This window comes from Lewinella sp. 4G2 (assembly GCF_001625015.1).
Taxonomy (GTDB): domain Bacteria; phylum Bacteroidota; class Bacteroidia; order Chitinophagales; family Saprospiraceae; genus Neolewinella.
In genome coordinates, this window is sequence record NZ_LVWJ02000014.1 from 1,232,478 (window position 1) to 1,255,722 (window position 23,245).

The 23,245-nt window shown below is 56.6% G+C and carries 19 protein-coding genes; 11 read left to right on the plus strand and 8 right to left on the minus strand.

Features of this window, described 5'->3' with window-relative positions:
• Positions 1-13 precede the first annotated feature (13 nt).
• The 4 genes from A3850_RS20555 to A3850_RS06260 form a co-directional block, all read right to left on the minus strand.
• Positions 14-439 (minus strand): HNH endonuclease, encoded by a 426-nt coding sequence (locus A3850_RS20555; RefSeq protein ID WP_068215018.1) that lies wholly within the window; start codon positions 437-439, stop codon positions 14-16.
• The gene (locus A3850_RS06250; RefSeq protein WP_068215019.1) at positions 429-692 is read right to left on the minus strand and encodes a hypothetical protein; all 264 of its coding nucleotides are present in this window, start codon (positions 690-692) and stop codon (positions 429-431) included. Before A3850_RS06250 ends, A3850_RS20555 begins: the two co-directional genes overlap by 11 nt.
• Before the next feature lie 66 nt (positions 693-758).
• Positions 759-2,360 (minus strand): L-aspartate oxidase, encoded by a 1,602-nt coding sequence (gene nadB / locus A3850_RS06255; protein ID WP_068215020.1) that lies wholly within the window; start codon positions 2,358-2,360, stop codon positions 759-761.
• Positions 2,361-2,516: 156 nt separating this feature from the next.
• A complete protein-coding gene (locus A3850_RS06260) occupies positions 2,517-3,776 on the minus strand; it encodes an SAM-dependent methyltransferase (protein ID WP_197493999.1) in 1,260 nt (419 codons plus the stop codon).
• 169 nt (positions 3,777-3,945) lie between these two features.
• Between A3850_RS06260 and A3850_RS06265 the strand changes: the two genes are divergently transcribed.
• On the plus strand, positions 3,946-4,311 hold the full coding sequence (locus tag A3850_RS06265) for a nuclear transport factor 2 family protein (RefSeq protein ID WP_068219476.1): 366 nt from the start codon (positions 3,946-3,948) through the stop codon (positions 4,309-4,311).
• A 175-nt stretch (positions 4,312-4,486) separates the two neighbouring features.
• Here the strand turns inward: A3850_RS06265 and A3850_RS06270 are convergent, their stop codons facing one another.
• Complete coding sequence (locus A3850_RS06270; RefSeq protein WP_068215021.1) at positions 4,487-5,290, minus strand: phytanoyl-CoA dioxygenase family protein; 804 nt, start codon at positions 5,288-5,290, stop codon at positions 4,487-4,489.
• Positions 5,291-5,682: 392 nt separating this feature from the next.
• Between A3850_RS06270 and A3850_RS06275 the strand changes: the two genes are divergently transcribed.
• The 5 genes from A3850_RS06275 to A3850_RS06295 all read left to right on the plus strand — a co-directional run bounded on the left by A3850_RS06275 (position 5,683) and on the right by A3850_RS06295 (position 12,827).
• Positions 5,683-6,069: a BlaI/MecI/CopY family transcriptional regulator gene (locus A3850_RS06275; protein ID WP_068215022.1), complete on the plus strand. Its 387-nt coding sequence runs from the start codon at positions 5,683-5,685 to the stop codon at positions 6,067-6,069.
• Positions 6,066-8,027, plus strand: a complete 1,962-nt coding sequence (locus tag A3850_RS06280; protein WP_068215023.1) for an ankyrin repeat domain-containing protein — start codon at positions 6,066-6,068, stop codon at positions 8,025-8,027. The genes A3850_RS06275 and A3850_RS06280 overlap by 4 nt, the downstream gene beginning before the upstream one ends.
• 139 nt (positions 8,028-8,166) lie before the next feature.
• Entirely contained in the window at positions 8,167-10,566 is a 2,400-nt protein-coding gene (locus A3850_RS06285) for a TonB-dependent receptor domain-containing protein (protein WP_068215024.1), read from the plus strand.
• Positions 10,567-10,680: 114 nt separating this feature from the next.
• Positions 10,681-11,838, plus strand: a complete 1,158-nt coding sequence (locus A3850_RS06290; RefSeq protein ID WP_068215025.1) for a hypothetical protein — start codon at positions 10,681-10,683, stop codon at positions 11,836-11,838.
• Positions 11,835-12,827 (plus strand): VWA domain-containing protein, encoded by a 993-nt coding sequence (locus tag A3850_RS06295; protein ID WP_068215026.1) that lies wholly within the window; start codon positions 11,835-11,837, stop codon positions 12,825-12,827. Before A3850_RS06290 ends, A3850_RS06295 begins: the two co-directional genes overlap by 4 nt.
• Positions 12,828-13,071: 244 nt before the next feature.
• Here the strand turns inward: A3850_RS06295 and A3850_RS06300 are convergent, their stop codons facing one another.
• Positions 13,072-14,691, minus strand: a complete 1,620-nt coding sequence (locus A3850_RS06300) for a CotH kinase family protein (RefSeq protein ID WP_068215027.1) — start codon at positions 14,689-14,691, stop codon at positions 13,072-13,074.
• A 212-nt stretch (positions 14,692-14,903) separates the two neighbouring features.
• Between A3850_RS06300 and A3850_RS06305 the strand changes: the two genes are divergently transcribed.
• The 3 genes from A3850_RS06305 (at position 14,904) to lgt (ending at position 18,302) form a co-directional block, all read left to right on the plus strand.
• Positions 14,904-15,893, plus strand: a complete 990-nt coding sequence (locus A3850_RS06305) for a GNAT family N-acetyltransferase (RefSeq protein WP_068215028.1) — start codon at positions 14,904-14,906, stop codon at positions 15,891-15,893.
• 254 nt (positions 15,894-16,147) lie between these two features.
• Positions 16,148-17,251, plus strand: coding sequence for a choice-of-anchor C family protein (locus A3850_RS06310; protein ID WP_068215029.1), 1,104 nt, complete (start codon positions 16,148-16,150; stop codon positions 17,249-17,251).
• A gap of 238 nt (positions 17,252-17,489) precedes the next feature.
• Positions 17,490-18,302 carry a prolipoprotein diacylglyceryl transferase gene (gene lgt, locus A3850_RS06315; protein WP_068215030.1) on the plus strand — a complete coding sequence of 271 codons (813 nt, stop codon included), beginning with the start codon at positions 17,490-17,492 and terminating at the stop codon, positions 18,300-18,302.
• Positions 18,303-18,492: 190 nt separating this feature from the next.
• Here lgt and A3850_RS06320 read toward each other — a convergent pair whose 3' ends face one another.
• Positions 18,493-19,419, minus strand: a complete 927-nt coding sequence (locus A3850_RS06320) for a T9SS type A sorting domain-containing protein (protein WP_068215031.1) — start codon at positions 19,417-19,419, stop codon at positions 18,493-18,495.
• A gap of 297 nt (positions 19,420-19,716) precedes the next feature.
• On the minus strand, positions 19,717-21,399 hold the full coding sequence (locus A3850_RS06325; protein WP_068215032.1) for a M3 family oligoendopeptidase: 1,683 nt from the start codon (positions 21,397-21,399) through the stop codon (positions 19,717-19,719).
• A gap of 720 nt (positions 21,400-22,119) precedes the next feature.
• On the opposite strand from A3850_RS06325, the gene A3850_RS06330 reads away from it, so the two are divergent.
• Together A3850_RS06330 and A3850_RS20140 are read left to right on the plus strand one after the other, a co-directional pair.
• Complete coding sequence (locus tag A3850_RS06330) at positions 22,120-22,662, plus strand: hypothetical protein (RefSeq protein WP_157500935.1); 543 nt, start codon at positions 22,120-22,122, stop codon at positions 22,660-22,662.
• A gap of 381 nt (positions 22,663-23,043) precedes the next feature.
• A complete protein-coding gene (locus A3850_RS20140; RefSeq protein ID WP_157500937.1) occupies positions 23,044-23,187 on the plus strand; it encodes a hypothetical protein in 144 nt (47 codons plus the stop codon).
• Positions 23,188-23,245: the final 58 nt, after the last annotated feature.

Genomic DNA, 23,245 nt, shown 5'->3' on the forward strand with positions numbered 1-23,245 from the left:
CACTGGATTTGCTCTAGCTAAATGACAACAAGTACCCTTTACTGATTGCCATAAGCCGCTCTTCAACTCTGATTGGTAGATTCATCTGAAGAATACGGATGGTGCCTTCCCCCGCCTTCGAGAATGATTTTAATTTGCCATTCGGTAAAAGTTGAAAGTGTTCGTTCCAAATCTGTCTCCTCGGATGAAACAATAGTTCAATCTCCTCAGTAGTATAATCGTAGCTAACGATACTACTTCCCTTATACCGATTACAGGCGGGACAAGCGTAAGCTAAATTTTCAAGTAAGTCAGGCCCACCTTGTTTTCGGCTGATAACGTGTTCAATGTGATAAGTATAGAAGGTACTGAACTGAGGCATAGTACAGTACTCACATCTATCCGATGAAAGCTCAATTAGTTCTGTCCGAAAGTTCTCAAGCAAGGTGTTAGTTCCCATTTTGAGACTTGCCGTTTAGCTCTGCGTGAGCATTGAGCTTAGCGATTGACATTATGTGTTGTGCTAATAAGCTTTGATCTAACTCTTTCTGTTCTTCCTCAGTAGCAGCCTCCGCCTCGACTAATGCTATTAATTTACGTAGATGAAGGTCTTCTTCCTCGGAAGATCTGTAAGCCATTATTTCCTCGGCGGAATGGCCTTCACCCAAGAAAGCTACAACCCTGGCCAGCATTGTGAAATCGGCAACTAACATGGTTAAATGGTTTGTAAAAGAGATAACGACTTAGTGCAGAGGGAAAGTTTACTGCGGGACAGCTTATCACAATATCGAATACTGCAAGAAATCCGCCTTCTCCGGGTAGTCCGTATTGTAGTGGAGGCCACGGCTTTCGTGGCGTAGACTGGCCGCTTTGGTGACGAGGTGGCCGATCGTGATGAGGTTGCGAAGTTCACACAACTGGGTACTTACCAAGCTTTGCTTGTACAGTTCTTCCGTCTCCGTACCGAGCAATTCGAGGCGTTTCTGCGCCCGCTCAAGGCGTTTATCGTTGCGGACGATGCCTACGTAGCTGGACATCACTTCCTTGAGCTCTTTGGTGGATTGGGTGATGAGGACCTTTTCCTTCGGGTCCATCGTCGCCGTACGGTTCCAGTGGGGGATGTTTTCTTCGATATCCGCCAAATCGATGTTGGCCGCAATGGAATGCGCGATCCGGTGGCCAAAAACGAGCGCCTCCAACAGGCTGTTGGACGCGAGGCGGTTGGCTCCGTGGAGCCCGGTGGACGTACACTCTCCGCAGGCGTAGAGATTGCTGACGTTGCACTTCCCATACTCATCCACCTTCACGCCGCCGCACATATAGTGGCAGGCCGGGCAGACGGGGATCATGTCCTTCGCCGGGTCGATCCCGATGCTCAGGCACTTATCCCGGATGGTGGGGAAGTGCTTGATGAAGTGGGCCTCATCGATGTGGGTACAGTCGAGCCACATACATTCTACGCCGGCCAGTTTCATTTCGTTGTCGATGGCCCGGGCCACGATGTCGCGGGGTGCCAGGCTGCCGCGGGGGTCGTAGTCGTGCATGAACTCAGTCCCGTCTTTTCGCTTCAGGATCGCCCCCTCGCCTCGAACGGCCTCACTGACCAAAAAGGCCTGCGGGTCACCGACGGGGTTGTACAGTGCGGTGGGGTGGAACTGAACGAATTCCATGTTTTCCAGGTGAACCTTGGCCCGGTAGGCCATCGCAATGCCGTCGCCCGTCGCAATTACGGGGTTAGTCGTGGAGCGGTAGATCTGTCCGTTACCACCGGCGGCCAGGACGGTGTTTTTCGCCAGGATCTTATCAATCTCGCCGGTCTTCCGGTTGAGGACGTAACAGCCGTAACACTCAATGTCGGGCGTCAGCTTCGTGACGATGTAGCCGAGGTGGTGTTGCGTCAGGAGGTCCAACGCAAAGAAGTGTTCGTGGACGACGAGGTTATCCAGCGTCGCCGCCTTGGCGCTGAGGGCGCGTTGGATCTCCCAGCCCGTCAGGTCCTTGTAGTGGAGGATGCGGTTTTCGGAGTGCCCCCCTTCCCGGCCGAGGTCGTACTTTTTGAATTGGTCGAGGTCAAAGCGAGTCCCCCATTCGATGATCTCTTCGACGCGGGTTGGCCCTTCTTCCACGACGATGCGGACGATGTGCTCGTCGCACAGCCCCGCTCCCGCATCGAGGGTATCGGCGATGTGCTTTTCGAAGTTGTCAGAATTGTGGTCCCACACCGCCGCAACGCCACCCTGTGCGTAGCTGGTGTTGCTCTCCCGCTCGTTGACTTTAGTAAGGACGTCAATCTTAAGGTCCGGCCGTAGGATGGCCAGCTTGATACCAGTAGAAAGGCCGGCAATTCCGGAGCCAATGATGAGGACGTCGGTGGTGAGCATGAGTTAGGGTTGGGTTGGGGAATTATTTACGGTTGAAGGTAAGGTATTGGTTCGTTGGTGCTTTAGTGCTTTAGCTTCGCTGCTACTGCGTGGTGGGCTGCCGCTGTTATGTGCGGTAGCCTAAAGCACTAAAATACTAAAGTACCCGAGAGCACGTCACCCTCCCGCCACCAACTCCTCCAACCGATGCCGCGTCACCCCGAAAGTCTGCTTCAAAGTTGCGACCTCTTCCAGTGCCGCTTCCCGTTCTTTACCCCGAATGGCCGTGATCATCACGTTCTTGGCGGTGTGTTCCAGGGGGATGAATTCGAAAACCTTGGTCTTGTATCCCTGAGCCTGAAGAAGTAGGGCGCGGAGCCCATCCGTCAGCATGGCGGCCTGGCGTTCGAGGAGGATGCCGTTGTTAAGGAGCGGTTTAAGATCTGCGGGGACGGCCATGTCCTTGCGTACCTGTTTTTGGCAACAGGGGGCAACGACCATGATTTCGGCTTTTTTCAGCAGACCTTGGTACAGGGCATCGTCGGTAGCCGTATCGCAGGCGTGGAGGGCGATCAGCATTTCGATGCTGGCCGGACGATAGGTATCGATGTAGCCTTCGACGAAACGGAGGTCGGTGAAGCCATTTTCTTTGGCGATCTCCGTACACTTTTCTACCAGCTTCGGCCGCAGTTCGACGCCGGTTACGCGGACGTTGAGGCCAAGCGTATTGACCAGGTGGTCGTACAGCGCGAAGGTGAGGTAGCCGCTGCCCGAACCCATGTCCACGATGTGTGCACCGGCTTTGAGGGGGTGTTCCTTGACGAGCCCGTCAATGATCTCCACGAACTTATTGATCTGCTTGAACTTGCGCTTGCCGGCGGGCAGAACGATCCCATCCTTATTGGTCACGCCGAGGCTGACGAGGTAGGGCCGGTCGGCGCCAATATCACGGTGCTTGGTTCGGTTGTGGGCCTGGATAACGGGCTTGCCGTACTTCACGTCGGCCTCCTCCATCGGCTGCATCCCCCGGTCGTTGATGGGCGATGTCGTAGGCTCGTCGGCCGGGGAAGTTTCCCGGCGGGTTTTGCTGGAGGGCCGGTTCATGATCCGGGCGTTGCCCTTCCGGCTGATCGCGATACTGAGGTGTTCGTAGGGGGTGAAGAGATCGGCGTTGTAGTATTCTTTGCCCAATAGTCTTCTTAGGAGGTCCATCCCCCGGTCAATGGGGAAGTTCTTTACTTCCTCGCGGTCCTGGTAGCGGTGGTTGATCTGGAGTTGGGTTTCCCCCTTGATGTCCACGAAACGGACGTAGAGGTTCTTGGGCTTCGTCGGTACCTTTTTGGCGGGTTTGGAAAAGGTGAGTTTGATCAGTTCCCGCGCGTCGACTACTTCGCGGCAGGTTTTCCAGAATTTATCCAGGGGGCTGTTTTCAGGCATAGTCGTTCCAACGGTTTCGGGGCGGGGGTGGTTGGCGGCTGGCCCTGCTTTTCCCATTTCCTGGCACCTGCGTCAGCGCCGGAAAGTTTGAATAAAATACAGGTAAAACATTTTGTAGGTAAAAGTTAGAAGCTTTATATTTGTCACAACACTATTTAAACACATGCACATGACTACCCAGCAAGTAGCCGACCGCCTCGTAGAGATGGTCCGCACCGGTAAGAGCGACGACGCCTACCTCGAATTATTCGCCGAAAATGCTTCCTCCCACGAAATGCCCGGCGTACCCGGTGGCGACGTACAGGGCCGCGATAATCTCATCCAGAAGAGTAAAAAGTGGGCCGAGAACGTGGCGGAGATCCATACGCTGACCGTGACCGATCCCCTCATCCACGGAGAATTCTTCACCGTCGGTATGAGTATCGACCTCACCAAGAAAGACGGTGGCCGCACCGGCCTGGAAGAGGAAATTTGCGTGTACCACGTGCGGGACGGGAAGATCCAGAGTGAGCGCTTCGTTTACGCGATGGGCTAAAGATTAGCTGTAGTTGGCCATGCTAGCCGCATTTTGGCGCTAAATAGGTGACAAGCGACACGGTTTCCTATAAGAAGCCAAGGAGGGAAAAGAGGGAAAGGGAGGGGTGCCTGCGGCGTTTCGCGCTTTTTATACTCCTTCGTCCGTTGCTATGCTCATCCAGGTAAGGATTGGTTTACACCGAATACAGCACCGGGTTGAGCGGAGAATTAACCGTCTCCCCCACCGGGCTGCCGGGCATCCACGTATCCAGATCGTTTTGCTGGTGCTTATTGATGGGTTCAGTGACCTTCATGTCCTTATCCATGTAGATGACGGTCATCACTTTCCGGACCTGATCGGTCGTGTTAGCGCCAGCGCGGTGGAATACCCAACCGGAATGAAAGCTCACCTCGCCAGCCTCGAAACCTTCGATGACGTGGGGGAAGTCGGTCACCCGCAATTTTTCCTGCAGGATGGCTTCGGACTGATCCGAGATCGCCAGGTCACGGCCCTCCTCAATCCGGTGGCTACCGGCACTGAACTCCAGTGGCCCCATTTCCTTGGGCGTTGCTTGTAGTGGGATCCACGCCGTGATCGTCTTGTCACTACTCAACGGCCAGTAGTACTGGTCCGCATGCCAGGGGGTGATGCCGCCGCCGGCTTCCTTGAACAGCGCCTGGTCGTGGTACAAACGGACGCCATCTGCCTGCAATAACTGGGTGGCGATGGATGCGATGCGGGCGGAGAATACCAGTTCTTTGACTGCCTCGTCCTCTTCCCACAGGTTGAATAGCTGCAAAAATGCCTTACCGTAGGTATCCCTTTCTTCCAGCGGAACGGCTGCAAGATCCTGCCGTTTAATCGCTACCCTACGGGAAATGACATCGTTGAAATGAGCCAGTTCCTCCTCCGTCAGCACCTGCTTGAGTTTGATGTAGCGGTGTTCGTCGTAGAAAGCAATCTGCTCCGAGGTGAGCGCGTAGGGTTGATCGAGCATAGTTAGTGTACTTTGGACACTAAGGTAGGGTGTTTGGATGGGTGGCGCAAATTCTTCCGGCCTGAGCAGACATTAGAAGTTGGATTTGTTTCGCAGTACTCCGTGCATTAGATTTTAGACGGGCGGGGCAGGACGCTCGCAGGAACTCAAATCTTGCTGCGCGCGCTTTGGCCACGCTTCAAGGTCCTTGGAGGGAGGTAAAGAGTTAGCAACTTACCCATTTCATCAGGTCCTCGGAGCGTGCGACGCAGGAGCTCCTCCGAGCGTCCGGCTTGAGCCGTACATCACCCAAACCCCACTAAACCTCCCAACTACGATAAAAATCGTAATAACCTTTGCGCTACTACGAGAGTTCCCGTACATTTGCTACGAAGAAAATCGTAGTAAGCGCAATGAAGGATAAAAAACCACAACCCACCACGGCCGAACTGGCCATCCTGACCATCCTCTGGGAGGAAGGCCCCCAACCCGTTAGGGTCATCCACGAACGGTTGGCGGCCGAGAAGGACGTCGTCTACACGACCGTTCTGAAAACCATGCAGGTGATGCTGGAGCGGGGCTTCCTCGGCCGGGAAAGCCAGGGGCGGAAGCACATCTACCACGCCGCCATCACCAAAGAAAAGACCCAGGATAGCCTGCTGGACACCTTCGTCAACCGCGCCTTCGGTGGCTCGGCCAAGAAGCTGGCCATGCGCGCGCTGGGCAATTACGAAACGAGTAAAGAGGACCTGGACGAACTTAAGGCCCTCATTGAAAAAATCGAAAAACAGCAGTCATGATCGAGCACGCACTTTCGCCCGAACTCGTCCATGCCATCGGCTGGTCGCTGGTTCATTCTCTCTGGCAGGCCGCCGTTTTTGCCCTCGGCCTCGGCGGTCTCCTCCTCGCCCTGCGCAAGTACAGCGCCCGCGCTCGGTACTACGTATCCATCGCGATGCTGTTTGGCTTTTTCCTGACGGTTGGCCTCACCTTTGCGGCCCAGTTCCAACAAACTTTTGCTGGGTCTCCATTCCGGCAGACCGGCGTGTCCGCAAACGCTGGACCGGCTTCTGCCGGAGCGACGGTGAGCCCCTTTAACCCGGCACCCGCGGCAGCGCCCGAAATGGCTTCGTCGTCGGCGGCGGCTACGGGGCTGGCGGCGCGGTTCACCCGCTACTACAATACGCACCTCCCGCTGATCGTCACGGTTTGGCTGCTGGGGGTGCTCGTCCTGCAGCTGCGGTTCGTGGGTCAGCTGGCCTACCTGCAACGCCTGAAAAACTACGGGACGGAGAAATTCCCGGCCACCTTTGCGCCCCTCCTGCGGGAGGTGGAGGACGCGATCAGCCTCACCAAGGCGGTGCGCTACCTGACGTCCTACCGCGTCAATTCACCCTTCACGGTGGGGTGGCTGCGGCCGGTCGTGCTCTTCCCGGCAACACTGCTGGAGCAACTCAACGAGCCGGAGTTACGGGCCATCATCGCCCACGAACTGGCGCACGTGAAACGGCACGATTTCCACGTCAATTTGGCCCAGACCCTGTTCTGCATCCTCTTTTTCTACCACCCGGCCGTCTGGTGGATGTCCGCCCGCATAGAGGAAGAACGGGAACACTGCTGCGACGATCTGGCGATTGAAGTAACGGGCGAGCGCGTAGGTTATGCGCGGACGCTGGTGCAGTTAAATGAGCAAGCAAGGGGTCCGGAACTCGCCATGGCGCTCGGTGGACACGGCAAAGGATTCAAGTCACGCGTAACCCGATTGCTCTCCGGATACCTGGGGACGGGCACCTACGGGGAGGGCTTCACGTCCGCGGTGATCATCTTCGGCATCATGGCGGTGGCCGTCGCGCTTTCCGCCGAAGGCACCCAAATGATCAACGAACCCGCCTACCGTACGGACAACGTCATCTCCAACGTCACGAGCGACCGCCGGGCGGATGAATACGAAGCGGAGTACGCAGCCACCCAGGAAACCGCCCTCCTGATGCTTACCGCTGCGAGCGATGGCGACTTCCGCCTGGTGCAAAGTCTTCTCGATCGGGGAGCCGACGTGAACGCCACCAACGCACCCAACGCCGCCACCTACACCCCGCTGATGGCGGCCGTGAAGGAAGGCGAAGTAGAGGTCGCCCGCCTGCTCATCGAGCGGGGGGCGGACGTCAACGCCATCCACGAAGGCGGCTGGACGCCCCTGATCTACGCCGCGAGTGAAGACTACCCCGAGGTGGTGCAACTCCTCATCGAATCTGGCGCGGAGGTCGATTACGTCAACAAAAACAACTGGACGGCCCTCATCGAGGCGGCCGACGAAGATGCCCTCGAATGCGCCAGGATCCTGCTGAAGGCCGGCGCGTCCGTTGATCTTCCCGGCCTCCCACGGTCGGCGCTCACCATGGCCGCCAGCGAGGGCCACGCCGAAATGATCGGCCTGCTCATCGCGGCGGGGGCGAGCGTCAACCGGTCAGGCCAGCAAAATCACCCCCTCCACGCCGCCGCCGAAGAGAACAATCTCGACATCGTCAAACTCCTCATCAGAAAGGGCGCTGACGCAGGTACAGTGGATGGATACGGGCGCAATGCCCTGCACTACGCCGCCGAGGAAGGAAATACGCGGATCGTGAGTTACTTACTGGCAAAGGGAGTACAACCGGACCTGGTAGATACCTACGGCCGCACTCCCCTGAGTTACGCCGCCGAAGAAGGAGAAACCCGCATCGTTAACCTCCTCCTTGACGCCGGGGCGACGGTACGGTAAGGCTCCAATCTTTCAATGATAATGTTAGCCGGGATACCGCGCTGAATTACGTTCAGGCCTGGTGTCCCGGCCCGGAACGGCGATCTCTCCCGGGTGGATCGCTGAATCTTGATCCCAATACCCTAAAACCACCACCCCCATGAAGTTCTTGTTTTTCCTGAGCCTGCTGGCCTCCGCCGGTAGCCTCCTGGCTACTGCCTTGCCCGCTTCTTCCCTAAAAGCCAGCCTCCGCGGAACGGTGGAGGCCGACGGCACCGGCCCCCTCGAATACGCAACGGTCTCCGCCTTCCTGCCGGATAGCAGCCTGGTGGACGGGACGGTGACTGACGCCAACGGCGCCTTCGCCCTCAGCCTGCCGAAGGGTGGCTACCGCCTGCGGATCGAATTCATCGGTTTCGCCGCCCGCGAAATGGCAGTGAACCTCACGGGTAATCTGGACCTCGGGGCCATCAATCTAAGTGGTGGGGTGGACCTCAGCACCGTCGAGGTAAGGGCCGAACGGAGTTCCATGACCCTCCAGCTGGATAAGAAGGTCTTCAACGTCGGGGAAGACGCCCTGGCGGCCGGCGGCACGGCGAATGAGGTGCTGGAGCAAATCCCCTCCGTCACCGTAAGCCCGGACGGCGCGGTAGCCCTGCGGGGTGACGGGGGCGTCCGGATCCTGATCAACGGACGGCCCTCGGCGCTGGCGGACCGGGGTGGCCTGGCCGGCATCCCCGCCGCGAGCATCGAACGGGTGGAGGTGATCACTAACCCGTCGGCCAAATACGAGGCGTCGGGGACGGCGGGCATCCTCAATATCATCCTTAAACAGGAAAGCCAACGCGGTTACGGCGGCAGCGTCAGCGTCGGGGCGGGCATTCCGGACAACCACACGCTGGACGTCAACCTCAACTACCGCAGTGAGAAATTACTTGCCTTTGCGACGGTGGGCGGGCGCTACTCCAACTTCAACGGGTCGAGTGAACTGCGGCGCATCACGCTGGAAGATGGGAACACTTCCCTCCTGAGCCAGTCCTTGGATATGGCCCGGAATGACCTGGCGGGGAACGGATTTTTTGGCGCCGACTACAACCTTTCTTCCACGGCGGTGCTATCCGGCAGTTACTCGGTCTTCCACATGCGGAACGATGACGTCTCGACGCTTGGCTTTGCCTTCGTCCCCAACCTTGCACCCGCGGCAGCGCCCAACTCCGTACTGCAACAGCGCACGGAATACCTGGAGCCGGGCACCTACCAACAGACGGACTTGACCTTCGCCAGAACCCTGCCGCAAGCGGGGAGAAAGTACACCGTGTACTTCAAGAATGACCGCTGGCGGGAACCCGAATACGAGGACATTTCCCTGACGCGGAGCGTGCCCGTTGAGGAACAAGCCTTCCGCTACCGCACCGATACGGACGAGGGGAGCAACGATTTTTTGTTGCAGGCCGACTACGAAACCCCACTCGGCGAAGGCGGCCAGTTGGAGGTGGGCGCTCGTGGTGAGACCAGGATCATTTCCTCCACCTACTCGGCCGAACTGGACCGGGATAATGGTTTCGAGCCGATCCCCGGTTTCACCAACGATTTTGATTACTACGAGCGGATCGGAGCCGTTTACGCCCAGTACGGCCGCCAGTTTGAGAAGGTGAGTTTGCGGGCCGGCCTCCGTGCCGAAGCCACGGCGGTCAGAACGGAAGACGAACTGGAAACCACCACGGAGGTGGACCGGGATTACCTGAATCTCTTCCCGTCCCTGAGCCTTCAGTATGCGCTTTCGGAGGCCGTCAGTAGCCAGGTCAGTTACGGGCGCCGGATCCGCCGGCCGGCATTCTGGATGCTCAATCCATTCGGTGGAATTGGCAACCCCACCCAAATCTACCGCGGTAACCCCTTGGTGGACCCGATCTACATCAGCCGGGTAGAGTGGAATTTGCTCGTGCGGGCGGATAAGTGGACCTTCAACCCGGCCGTATACGCCAGCCGGGTGAAGGATTTCCTCAAGACCATTTACGAACGCGAGCCGGAGAATATCTTCGGCCTACCGGACGGTACGGTAACGGCATTGCCGGTTAACCTGGGCAACGAAGATCTGCTCGGGGTGGAACTGACGGCCAGTTACCGGCCCACCGAAAAGATCACCTTGAACGGTGAATTCAACTACTTCGGCTTTCGGGAAACGGGCGTACTGGAAGGGCGGGATTTTGCCGCCAGCGGTGGTGCCTGGCGGGGCAGCCTCCGGACGCAGGTGCAGTTGCCGCGGGAGATCAATCTCAGCGCCTTCTGCGCCTACAACGGCGGACGGCGGGATGCCCAGGAGCTGATCCGGGCCAATTACATCACGGATTTCAGCCTGAGCAAAAAGTGGTCCGACCAGTACACCCTCAGCCTGAACCTGCGGAGCCCGCGTTTCCGGAATACGGAGAGCTTCCGCCCCAGCTTCACCCAGACCGAAGACTTTACCTGGACGGGTTGGCGGGCCGGCCTTACCCTCCGCTACCAATTTGACCGGGGGGCTGGCTCCGAAGGCCGCCGGGCGCGGGGGAGCATCCGGTAGGTGGAGAAGACGATAGACGTTAGATTCTAGATTTTAGACTGGCGGAAGACCTGCATCACCGTTCCCCCCATCTTCCGTAAATTGCCCTCCCTTAACCCAACCGCCCGGCCCTAGATGCGCATTAGTGTTCTCGTAATTGCCTTTCTCTACCTGCTGCCCCTTGCCGGACAGCAGAATACCAACGCCGACGTACTGGCGCGGGCGGAACTGGCGAGTAAGGACATTGAGATCGGAGACCAGATCTACCTCAAGGTGAACCTTTCGGCGCCACCGGGGACGAACATCACCGGCCTCGAACCCGCCTTCCTGAATACCATTACCGGTATTGAATTGGTCAACGGGGGCCAGCTCAACGTCGTGGCCGAAACACCGGAGCGGCTGCTGGAGCAACGCTTCCTCATCACCAGTTTTGATACGGGCTACATTGCGATTGCTCCTCTTCCGTACGTATTTACCGGGGCGGATGGTGTCCTCGATACGGCCTATACGAATGACCTGCTGTTACACGTGAGCGCCTACCCCGTCACGGAGGATTCGGAGTTGCAGCCCATTAAACCCATCATCGAAGAGCCGCGGAACTGGCTGGATTTCTGGCCGCTCTACGTCGTGCTGCTCCTCGCCGGGTTAGGCTACGCGGCTTACGTCTGGAACGAGCGGCGGCAACGCGTGGCTCCGCCGCCGCCACCTCCCCCACCGGCGGATCTGCAGGCACTCAATGCGCTCAAGGCCCTCGAGGCGAAATCCCTCTGGCAGGCCGGCAACACCAAGGCTTACTACACGGAACTGACGGACATCCTGCGTACTTACCTGCAGGACCGGTTCCAGGTTCAGGCCAAAGAGATGACGTCGCGGCAGATCACCACGGCCCTGACGAAAAACGTCGGGATGCAACCCAAGCTGACGGGAGAGCTTGCACAGCTCCTCCAACTTTCCGACCTCGTCAAATTTGCGCAGGCGACGCCGGCTGCGGAGCTCCACCCACGAAGTTTGGAGCGGGTCCGGGAGTTCGTGCGGGAGACGGCTGACGTTAGTACGTCCACCACTCCAGCCGATCTGGCTAGTACGGATGCGGTCGTCCCTCCCGAAGTTGTGGGGGAAGGCCCACGTGCGATTGCTCCTCCGTCCCCCAACCCCGCACCTGCGCGAGCGCCCAACTCGCCCCGCATTGAATCGGGGACAGCGCCGGAAAATGATGGTGTTGATCCGCCGACGCCGCTGAAAAATATTCTTCTTCCTACGCCCCCCACTACCCTAAACACCGAAGAGGAATGATGTCTCAATTCCAGTTCGTCTACCCCTGGTTGCTGCCACTGGTCGTGATCCCGCCGCTGCTGTTTCTGTGGAACCTGCGCCGTGACGGGGAGGTATCGCTGCGCCTGCCGAGCACGGCATCGGTGAGTGGTTTGCGGAGTTGGAAAAGCGTAGTACGGCCCTGGTTGCCATTATTGAGAGTAGCGGCCTTGTGCCTGTTCATCGTCGCCCTGGCCCGGCCCCGGCTGGATTTGAGCGAAGAATCCGTCACGGCTGAGGGGATTGACATCGTGCTCACGATGGACCTCTCGACCTCGATGGGCGCGACCGACTTCCAACCCAACCGCCTGGAGGTGGCAAAGATGGTGGCGCGCAATTTTGTGGCCCAGCGGGAATTCGACCGGATCGGCCTCGTCGTCTACGCCGGCGAAGCCTACACGAAGAGCCCGCTGACGGTGGATAAGGAGATCATCGACCGCTTCATCGCCGAACTGGAAATGGGGGAGATCACCGACGGAACGGCCATCGGCACCGGGCTGGCGACGGCCGTCAACCGCCTGAAAGACAGCGACGTAGCGAGTAAGATCATCATCCTGCTGACGGACGGGGAGAACAACGCCGGCTACCATAGCCCCGAGCTGGCCGCCGAACTGGCGAAGGAGTACGGCATCCGAGTGTACACGATCGGCGTCGGCTCCGGGCAGGCGACTTACATGCCCTCGAGCCCCCTCGGTGGCGGTGGCTACTCCTTCAAACCCACCCGCGGCACGGTGGACGATAAACTGCTTGGTTACATCGCCCAAACGACGAACGGCCGGTACTTCCGCGCGCGGGATACCGAAGAGTTAGAATCCATCTACGGCTACATCGACGAGCTGGAAAAGACGGAGATCGAGACGACGGTCTTCAAGCGCTACGAGGAGCGGTTTGGCTACTTCTTGCTGATTGGGTTGGGGCTGTTGTTGTTGGAGACGGTGCTGCGGTATACGGTGCTGAAGAGTGTGCCTTAGGTGCCTGCGGCACGGTTTTCTGCAAGAAGCAAAGGAGGGAAAAGAGGATAAAGGAGGGCGCCTGCGGCGTGTCTCGCTTCTTATTCTCCTTTATCTTCTTTAGCCTCTTGTCGAGAAAAGGCTCCGAGCAGCTCCTTCTGCGCAAAGAAGATTAAGACGAGAGAGACGTTAGAGGAGTACTGTTTGGACTTTCCTGTAGCGGGGTTGCGTGAGGAAAGCAATGGTTTTACAACTGACGATTTGGCTAGCGCTTGATGAACTTGGCCCGTACTCCATCTGCCTCCAGGATGTAGAGACCGCTGCTTAGGCGGGAAATATCCAGGGAGATATTGTTGACCGTTGAAGAAGGGGGGATTTGCCGGTCCAGTACCTGGCGGCCTTCCAGGTTCCAAATCCGAATGTGTGATCCCTCGGCCGCACGGTGGGGCAGACGCAGGGTAAGGCGGTCTACGACGGGGTTGGGGCTGATCTTTATCTCCGTGGCCGTCGCTGCGGTTTCCGGTGTCGATACGACGGTTCCGGCCGGGCAGTAGAAGGAATCCAGGTATTCAAGCCGCTGGATTAACCAGTTTTTGGTGTAGTCGATCTCCTCCTGGTCGGCGGACAGGGTAGAGGACCAGACCAGATTCTCGCGCGCGTAGATTTGTTCCGCATTGAGGGTATCGTACAAGGCTTGAAATCGAGCGTTGATATTTCGGGCGGAAAAGACGCCGGATTCGCGCAACTCGGCGTACCGGGCGCACCGGGCGTCGGCGTAATCGTCGCCCTCTTCTTGTTGGACGACATCCTGATAAAGCGGGGTGAAGTAGCGGTCTCCCCACTCTACGCGGGTGCCATCCCAGTTATTACCGAAGGAGGCGTCGAGATCCCAGGGGATGTAGAAGTAGGGCTCGTCCACGTCCCGCCGGGCGAAGTAGATGTTCTTACCCTCATTGTCGATACCACCGATCACGTTGATGAAAAGATCGTAGTCGATGCTGTTGGCCAAATCGAGGTGCCGGCCCATGATGGCGCCTTCGCTTGGGTCCGGGTCGGTGATGAATCGCTCGTGGAGTTGGGAGAGTGGGTCCCAGTTGATGGTATCATTGGGGTTGGGGTACTTCAGTTCGTAGCCGCTCCATGTTTCCTCCATCGGGTTGGGGGGGCCGACGTCGTTGAAGGAGGGGCTGGTGGGGATGGCCCATACCTTGACGAGGTAGCCACGCATTCCCTCTTCATTAGTTTTTTTCAGGCGAAGTAATTTCCGATCGACCTGTTCCCCCAGCGTGTAGAGGCCCTGGTAATTACCATTCAAAAAGACCTCCACGAATTCCTGATTCGCCCCACCGCGAGCGCGGTCGTCATCCGCTACCCAGGGGAGTTCGTACATGTCATTCCAGAGCCCTTGGGCGATGAATGCGTTAATGCGAAGGGGTTCGTTGTACACAGCGTCCAGGACCCAATCGTCGTCCTCGCGCATTCCGGCCAGGGTGACGTCCTGGCTCTCGCCGTCCGTATCCGTCCAGAATTCGAGATCGTAGGATTTTTTGGGGTATAACAAGGCCGTGGCTCCGCGGAATTCAATGCCCGCGCCGGCCACAATTTGCTGCTCCCGGTCGAGGTAAGTTATTTCGGACCGGACTTTAGTGTCGTTATTCAGTGATGAATCGGCCGTAATGTTGATGAGCGGGCGCTTAGAAAAGTAAACAGCGTACTGGTCACCAAATCCCCCAGTAGCATTGAATGATTCCGTAAGGGAAGGGGTGATGCGGCCGGGGAAAGTGAGTTTAAAATTATCACTCCCGTTCAGCGCCCTGACCGAGCGCAAGGTTTCCCCTTCTTCCGTTAGGGTACAAACCACAATCTTCAGATCGTCGTCGGCCAAACAACTTGGGCCCGTTTGGGCCCGAACGGTTACCGCGAGACAGGGCAGTAGAAACGCAGCAAGGAGGATCAGGAAAGATTTGATAATTGGTGTATTGTTGATGGGAGAATGGAGGCGTTCTTTCGTCCGGATAATAAGCGGGCGCTACTTTTGCTGACAGAATTGTAACGGAATCAGACAATCAGTGTTTGGGAATAAAACTACACTACGACTTGACAAATAGGGATTACCAAGGTACTGATTTTGAGGATAACCTCTTCCGGGGGGAGGCTTGGGCCCGAGCCGTCACGGCCCCCTACGGGCTTGATTTACGCTGGGCCGAAGGGTGGTCAGCCACCGCCCCGCCACTTCCCTACGTACTGCGGAAATCCCTGGGTGGAACGCGGGTGCTGGCCCTTCCCTTCAGTGATTACCTCCCGTTGAAGAATGCGTCCGAAGTAAGCCAGCTGGCTCAGTATTTGCGGGATGTACACCCAGAAGCGGCCATTACGATCAAGACCGAACTTCCCAACGATACGGAGCTAGCTGGCGCGCGCGTCGTCCGCACCGCCGTACTCCACACCATCACCCCGGATGGCCCCGGGCCGAATGGAAAGTTCCGCGCCAACGCCCGCCGCGCCACCCGTGATGGCGTGACCGTCCGTAAAGCCACCGACGAAGGGGCCCTGGAGCGCTTTTACGCGATGTACGCCAATCTCCGTACCCGGAAGTTCCGGAGCATCCCCCAGCCCTACGTTTTCTTCAAGTCGATCTTCGATGCTTTCATCGCCACCGGGCGGGGTTATTTGGTGGAGGCCCTCTACGAAGGCCGGATGATTGCCAGTTTCGTCATCCTCCTCACGGGCAAACGGGCCTTCCACAAGTTTTCGGCCTCCAGCCTTGATACCCTGGTGCCCAGGCCTAACAACCTGATCTTTAGCTTCCTGCACGAAGAGCTGGCCGCCGGCCGCATCGAAAGCCTCGATCTTGGTCTGAGTGGCCTCAGCGAGAAATACGCCGGGCTGCGCTATTTCAAATCGACGGCTGGGGGCGTCGAATCCCCCCTCACTTACTACGAATGGATGCCGGCCGGCTTTGACGTGGCGGCGGAAAAACAATTCAAAGAACACCTGGGCGAGCTGACCAAGAAGATGGTGAACGCGAATCTCACTCCGGAGCAGTTGAGTAGCCTGAGTTTGGTGATTTACCCCAATTTTGCTTGAGGAGGGACTTGTGGCATTGTTTTCGACAAGAAGGATAGAAGGGAAAAGGGGGAAAGGGGGCGCGCGCCTGCGGCGTGTTTCGCTTCTTACCCTCCTTTTTCTTCTTTAGCCCCTTGTCGAAGATAAAGCTCCCAGCGGTTCAGTTTTCTGCAAGAAGGAAAAGTGAGAAAAGGACAATAAGTAGTTCGGCTCCTGAGTGAGTGTGTATAACCGCGCTAATTGTATAGGTCCGGAATTTCTTTCAACTTTGGAGAATGCAAAGCGTACGTTCCTTCCTTACGTGGCTGATGATTTTATTCTGTACCTGCGGCCAAGCCCAGGAAATTGTAAACGGCAGTTTCGAACGGGGCGATGCGAACCCGAGTGTGTCCTCCGTCAACATCCTGGAGGGAGACGGCCGGATTGACGGGTGGGAGGTGACCCAAAATCTAGATTACGTCGGTGGCTCCTGGGCGGCGGCTGACGGCGAACGGAGTATCGACTTGAATGGCTCCTTACCGGGGACGATCAGCCAACGAATACCGACCATCCCTGGCCGGAACTACATTATCCTTTTCGACCTGGCGGGAAACATCATTTGCGGGCCCAACGTGAAATTCTTGCGCGTCAGCGCCGCTGAAACGGAGGCACGGTACCAATTTGACATAAATGGCAAGTCGGCATCAACTATGGGCTGGCGAACGGAGCGGTTTGAATTTCAGGCGGTGGCCGATACTACCGTACTGGCCTTTGCGAGTGATATGTCGGGAATCTGCGGCCCGGCCCTGGATAACGTGAGGCGCATTGACTGCAACGGCATCCTGAATGGCCGCGCTACCCGGGACAGTTGTAACCTGTGCCTTACTCCGGAAGACCCCACCTTCAATGCCTGCCTGGACTGCGCCGGGCGACCCAACGGTGCATCCATTATCGATGACTGTGGGCAATGTGCCAGCCCTTCATCACCAACATTTAATGCTTGTTTTGATTGCTTTGGCGTCCAGGACGGCGGTGCCACCTTCGATAGTTGTGGCGTCTGCCGTAACCCCAGCGACCCGGCCTTCAGTCGTTTCTGCGACGCTGGAAAAGTCTTTGCTCCCACCGCTTTTTCACCGAACGGCGATGGCATCAACGATGTGTTCAAAGTCTATACCTCGACGTTGGAGGACGCTCAAATATCTTACTACGCAATCTATGATCGCTGGGGTGCGCTCATCTATCGCAACCAAAATATTGCTTTCGAATCGGAGGAACAATGGTGGAATGGCCGGGTAGATGACCAGCCCGCACCAGCTGGTCTGTACGTTTATGTAATCGAAGCCATTTTTAGAAGTGACCCGCCCATTACCCTGCGTGGACACGTAGCCCTGGTCAGGTAATATGGCGTCTGAGACGCTTCTCCTACTTTACTCTTCTATTTCCCTTCGGTGGGAAGGGACGTGCTTGCGGGGTTGTTTTCTACAAGGAGATTAGGAGGGAAAAGAGGCTAAAGGGGCACGACTACGGCGTGTTTCGCTTCTTATACTCCTTTTCCCTCTTTTTCCTCTTGTAGACCCCGTAGGAGCAGCGTAGCTAAAATAAAGCAGCCCGCAGCTACCTTTGCCCCAAACCCTTTCCATGCTCACCTACATCACCTGGGACGTCTCCCCCGAAATCTTCTCCATCGGCCCCCTCCAAGTTCGCTGGTACGGGTTGATGTTTGCGCTGGGCTTCATGATTGGGTTCTGGCTCGTGCGGAAGATGTTCCTCAAAGAAGGCGCCCCCGAAGCCTGGCTGGACTACGTCTTCTACTTCCTCATCGGCGGAACGATCCTTGGCGCGCGGCTCGGCCACGTCCTCTTTTACCAGTGGGATTACTACAGCAGCCACCCGGGTGAGATCATCCGTATCTGGGAGGGCGGTTTGGCATCGCACGGTGGGGTGATCGGCGTCGTAACGGCGCTGTGGCTCTTTAGCTATTTCGTTTCTAAGAAGTCCTTTTTCTGGATTTCCGATAAGGTCGCCGCGCCCATCGCGCTCGTGGGGGCCATGATCCGTTTCGGCAACCTGATGAACAGCGAGATCGTCGGTATTCCCAGCGATAAGCCCTGGGCCTTCAAGTTCGTCAACGCCGCCCGGGCGAGCCTCGCCGAGGTGCCCCGCCACCCCGTGCAGATCTACGAAAGCCTGTCCTACCTGTTCACCTTCGCCGTCCTCCTTTGGCTGTACTGGCAGAAGGATATGTGGAAAAAGCCCGGCTTCCTAACGGGCCTTTGGTTCGTGATGATCTTCGGCTTCCGCTTCGTGTGGGAGTACTTCAAAAGTGACCAGGGCGGCTTCGGCCAGGCGCTGACGACGGGCCAGTGGCTCTCCATCCCCTGCGTCCTGCTGGGCTTAGGGATGATGGCTTACGGGATGAGTAGGAAGGAGATGTCGGAAATAAAAGCGTAGGGGTTAATAGCATTCAGTTCTTTAGCGCCTAAAAATTAATTGAAACCATGGGTATGGGCGCTGTCGCAGGATGCTGTGAAATGGGAATTGAGGTATCTCCTAAATGGGTAGGTGTCCTCTTTTTTGATCGTGTTGAATTATTGTGGTGGACTGCCAATAGAAGATCAGTTCTACCGATCACTGGCAAAACCTATTGGCCTACTACAATTCTCCTTACGCCCCTCTCTGAAGAGGTGCTCCACTCTAAGTAGTAAATTCCTTGCGCTAGGCCGCTTAGGTTTAATGTCAGTTCTTTATCCCCGATGACAGGCTCGTATGCTTGCACCACCCGTCCAGAGCCATCAATAACGCTGAGGCGAGCATTAGGCCGTGTAGCTAGATTTGAGGTTAAGGTGACCGTAACCCGCCGGTTCGAACCAATAGGGTTTGGGGATACCTTCATTTCACTAGAAACGTTTTGGTAATTTACGCTTGCGCCAAGGGTGTCACACGGTGAACCATGATCCCCTTGGGCCGCTCCTACTTGAGGCATATTATAGCATACTTGTCCATTTGGGCAACCATTGTCACAGCTTACTTCACTAAATGGTACGAAGTAGGTTTCAATGTTTCCTAAAAACTCAACGGACCAGCCGTACCATCTAAAAATCGTGGTATTCCCCGCAAAAGTGTTCAGATACTGAGCCCGCACGGAATCTTTTCTGATTGGTGCTCGTAGCTCCACGGAGTCTACGCGTACTGAAATGAAAGTGGGAAATCCGGTTAGCGCCGTTTCTTCGGGGACGTATACATCGTAAGTATCCCCCACATCCAGTGAAAAATCGTATAATTTCCAAAATTGCCCGTCCGCGTAGCGATAGACGATATCACCTTCCGCGTATATGATAATATCCGCTAAAAACTCATAATTAGCCTCGGAGGGTACCATTACGACACATGCAGTATCGTTGATCATCGTGTCTCTGTCAACAGTAAGAGAGAAGGGTTCGAAGGATTGACCTCCACCATCGAAAGAGTAGAAATACTGATTTTGCAGGTGCGTCCAACTTTCACTTTGAGCCGTGATGGGAGAGGTGAGGAGGAGCAGTAAGAGCGGCAGGTAGTTTTGAAATTTCAATTTTAGGTGATTTAATAACTAGTGGTCTGTCAATGTTTAATTTTCGGGTAGAATGGTGTTGGATTTTCGTTGCTAGTGAGGCGCTCGAACCGGAGTTTAGCCATAGCTAAATGAGGACGCGAGCAACGAAGCTAGCGACGAAAAGACTCACCAGGTCACCCGAAAAAAATTAGCTTGACAGACCACTAAAACAGAAATACGCATTTCCTTTTTTGTGAAATCAAATTCCTTTTCAATGTTCGTCACCTACTTGATGAATAACAAATGGCCTACGTATCACCTTGCCAGGATGAGTTTTTACTGTAACTCCCCCAACCGCTCCCGAATAACTCCGGCAATCTTCTCCATCACCCCAGCCTCGAAGGGGTTCTCCAGCTTGGCCAATTCCACGAGTTGGAGGAAGGACCGTGAACCACCGGCCTTGCACAAAGTGACGTAATCCGCCCAGGCGGAGGCGTGGTCCTGCCGGTCCTTAAGCCAAAATTGGAAGGCACAGATCTGGGCCAGGCAGTAATCAATGTAGTAGAAGGGCATTCCGAAGATGTGGCTCTGCCCCTGCCAGAAAGTCCCCGCGTCCAGGTGGGGCATATCCGAATAGTCGAGGTGGGGCAGGTACTCCGCCTCCAGTCTTTTCCACGCGGCGTTGCGCTCGGCGGGCGACCAGTCCGGGTTCTCGTAGACGAGGTGCTGGAACTCATCCACCGCACAACCGTAGGGTAGGAAGCGCATTGCGCCCGCCAGGTGGTTGAAGTAGTACTTATCGGCATCGTCGCCAAAAAAATCCGGGACGCCCGGGTACGCAAAGAACTCCATCGACATCGAGTGGATCTCCGCCGCATCGTAGGTCGGCCAGTTGTACTCCATCGGCTTCTGGTGGCGGCTGGAGTATACTTGGAAGGCGTGGCCGAATTCGTGGGTGAGCACGTCCACGTCGTGGCTCGTCCGGTTGAAATTGGAAAAGATGAAGGGCGCGCCGTAGTCGTTGATGTAGGTGCAGTACCCACCGGTGGCCTTGCCGTCCTTGGCTTCCAGATCCATCAGTTGGCGCTCTTCCAGGAGGCGGAAGAAGTCGCCGGTTTCCTTACTCAGCCCGTCGTAGAGTTTACGGGCCGCATCGATGGTATCTGCCATCTCCCCTTTAGGGGTAGGGTTACCGTCGGGGAACTGGAAGGCGGTATCGTAGTAGTGCAGCCGATCTACCCCGATCCGCTCGGTCTGGAGCCGGTACAATTCCTGGGCGATGGGAACGATGTGCCGCTTCACCTCATCCCGAAAGACGGCGACCTGTTCGGGCCCGTAATCCGTCCGGTTCATCTTGGCGTAACCGAGGGCGACGTAATTGTCGTAGCCCAACTTCCTCGCCATATTGGTGCGCAGGCCGACGAGGGAGTCGTAGATCCCTTCAATCTCCTCCCGGTTCTCCGCGTACCAACCCCACTTGGCGGAGCTGGCGGCCTTCCGCTTTTCCCGGTCGGGGTCTTGTTCCAGCGGGGTGATGCTGCTGAGGTTGTAGGTTTCCCCGTCGAGTTCAATCTCGGCTCCACCCTTTAGTTGCATGTACTGGCTGTAGCCCTTGTTTTCTTCCTGAAGGTCTTCGATCAGTTCCGGCTGGAAGGTCTTGAGACTGAGCTCGGCCGTATGGAAGAGTTGATCCCCAAAGTGTGCCCGCAATGCTTCCCGGTGGGGGCTGTCGAGCAGGGCCCGGTAGTAATCCATGCGCCACGCCTCGGTGGCGGGTAGGTGTTGGTCGAACCATTCCTTTTCCGCCTTGTAGAACTCGTCCCGCGTATCAATGGAGTGCCGCACGTACCCAATATTATAAGCCGTCGCTACCCCGGACCGGATCAAATCAATCTGCTCCACCGCGGCAATCGCTTCGTTGATGCCGTCTGCCGCGGTCAGCTCGGCGAGTACGGCGCGAAATGCTATTTCTTGTTGTTCCAAGTCGGGCCGGGAGTAGGGGAAGTCGGGAAATTTCATTTGGTAGGAGGTTGTTTGGTTAGCTCGGATTAAGGCAACGCTTGGTGGGGGTGGTGGTTTTGGTGGGAGGATTTTAGACGTTGGATTTTAGATTTTGGACGGGATGTGCCTGAAGCTCCGAGAAGATTATCCGTCCCTTTACTGTGGTAGTGATTTCTCGGCAGGAAGGCGGGAGGGACTTTAGACGTTGGATTCTAGATTTTGGACGGGATATCTGGAGACTTGGGAGAGATGTCCATATTAATCGTGGTAGTGATTTCTTGAAGGTGTTGCGGAAGGGACATTAGACGTTAGATTTTAGATTTTGGACGGGATACCTAACCCCCTGGGAGTATATCCGTCCCTTGCAGGTGGTAGCAAAATTTCTTCGGATTGGCGTTAAGAACGCTGCACTGTTCGAGCTGATGCAGGTTTCTGTGTAAAAGCTAAATTTAGTGCAACCCTAAGGTTGAGCTTGAAAACACGATCGTTGAGCGAGTTTGCAGAGTTTAGCCAATCCGAAGAAATTTTGCGTTAAGCCACCTGCACAGGACAAGACTTTTGCTTCTTTTGGTCACAAAAGAAGTGCTAGAAAAGAAGTGACGTAAAGCATCGACCTAAAGGTCGACGTACCGGAAGTAAACCCGCCCTGGAGGTGCTATCAGCTTTTCAAAGCCGCGGAGCCTCCAAACAACCATCATTACCAGAAAACCCACCCAAAACAAATAACGTTTCCACCACGTGCCCACTCCCCAACAACTCCGCCAACAACTAGATCAAGTCTACGACCAAATGGCCCTAACCGGCCGCCGCAGCCGCCAACAAGTCGTCTTCGGGGAAGGCGCCTTCGCTCTACTGCTGGAGTTCCTGGAAATGGTCCCCGCCGAGAAGGCCACCGACATCATCTTCCGCCTCTCCCCCCAGCGACCGGCCATCATGATCGCCGAACTATTCAACGTCCTCATCTGGAGCGCCGATGGTAAGGATGGCATCGACCTGGAAGGCATCGCCGAATGGTTCTACTCCGGTCAGCCCCGCAAGGTCGAGATCGCGCTCCAGGTCGACATCTTCCCCAGCAACAGCATGCAGGAATCCCAGCGCATCATTGAGGAGATCGAGCAGAAGTTCCCCCACCTCCGTTACCTCTGCGAAGCCCTCCGCGCCGAAGTGGATCACCGCCTCGCCGAAGAAGAAAGCTGGGCCAAGTACCGCCGCGATACCTTCGAAATGCCCAAGGAAATGACGGGGAGTATCATGGAAATTATTGAACGGATTAAGAAGTGATGGTGGTTTGCTACTGAACGGACGGTTTCGTACGGGCGGCCAAGCGCCGCAGGCCTCCCCAACCTCCCCAACCTCCCCAACACCTGCGTGCACGAAGTACTGCGAAGCAAAAATGCGCCGCACTAGTAGAGTGGGCCACCTAACGGTGTGCCACCGCTACCCAAGCCGGCCCTTCGGGACGGGCAGTTACGCAGCGCCGCAGGCCTCCCCAACCTCCCCAACTCCTGCGAAAAAATGCGCCGCACTAGTAGAGTGGGCCACCTGCCGGTGTGCCACCGCTACCCAAGCCGGCCCTTCGGGGCGGGTAGTTGCGCAGCGCCGCAGGCCTCCCCAACCTCTCCGACTCCTGCGAAAAAATTACGTTGAGCTAGAATTTATGAGATGAGCAAGAAATACCTCAGTTTCTCCATCTCCTCCTCTTCCTCCCTGGCAACTGCCGGAGGCAATACGCGGCCAGAGGCCACGCCTCCAAAAGCCCAAACCGCAAATGCCATCAAACGCCGCAAAGTAGAGTGGGCCACCTAACGGTGTGCCACCGCTACCCAAGCCGGCCCTTCGGGACGGGTAGTGGCGCAGCGCCGCA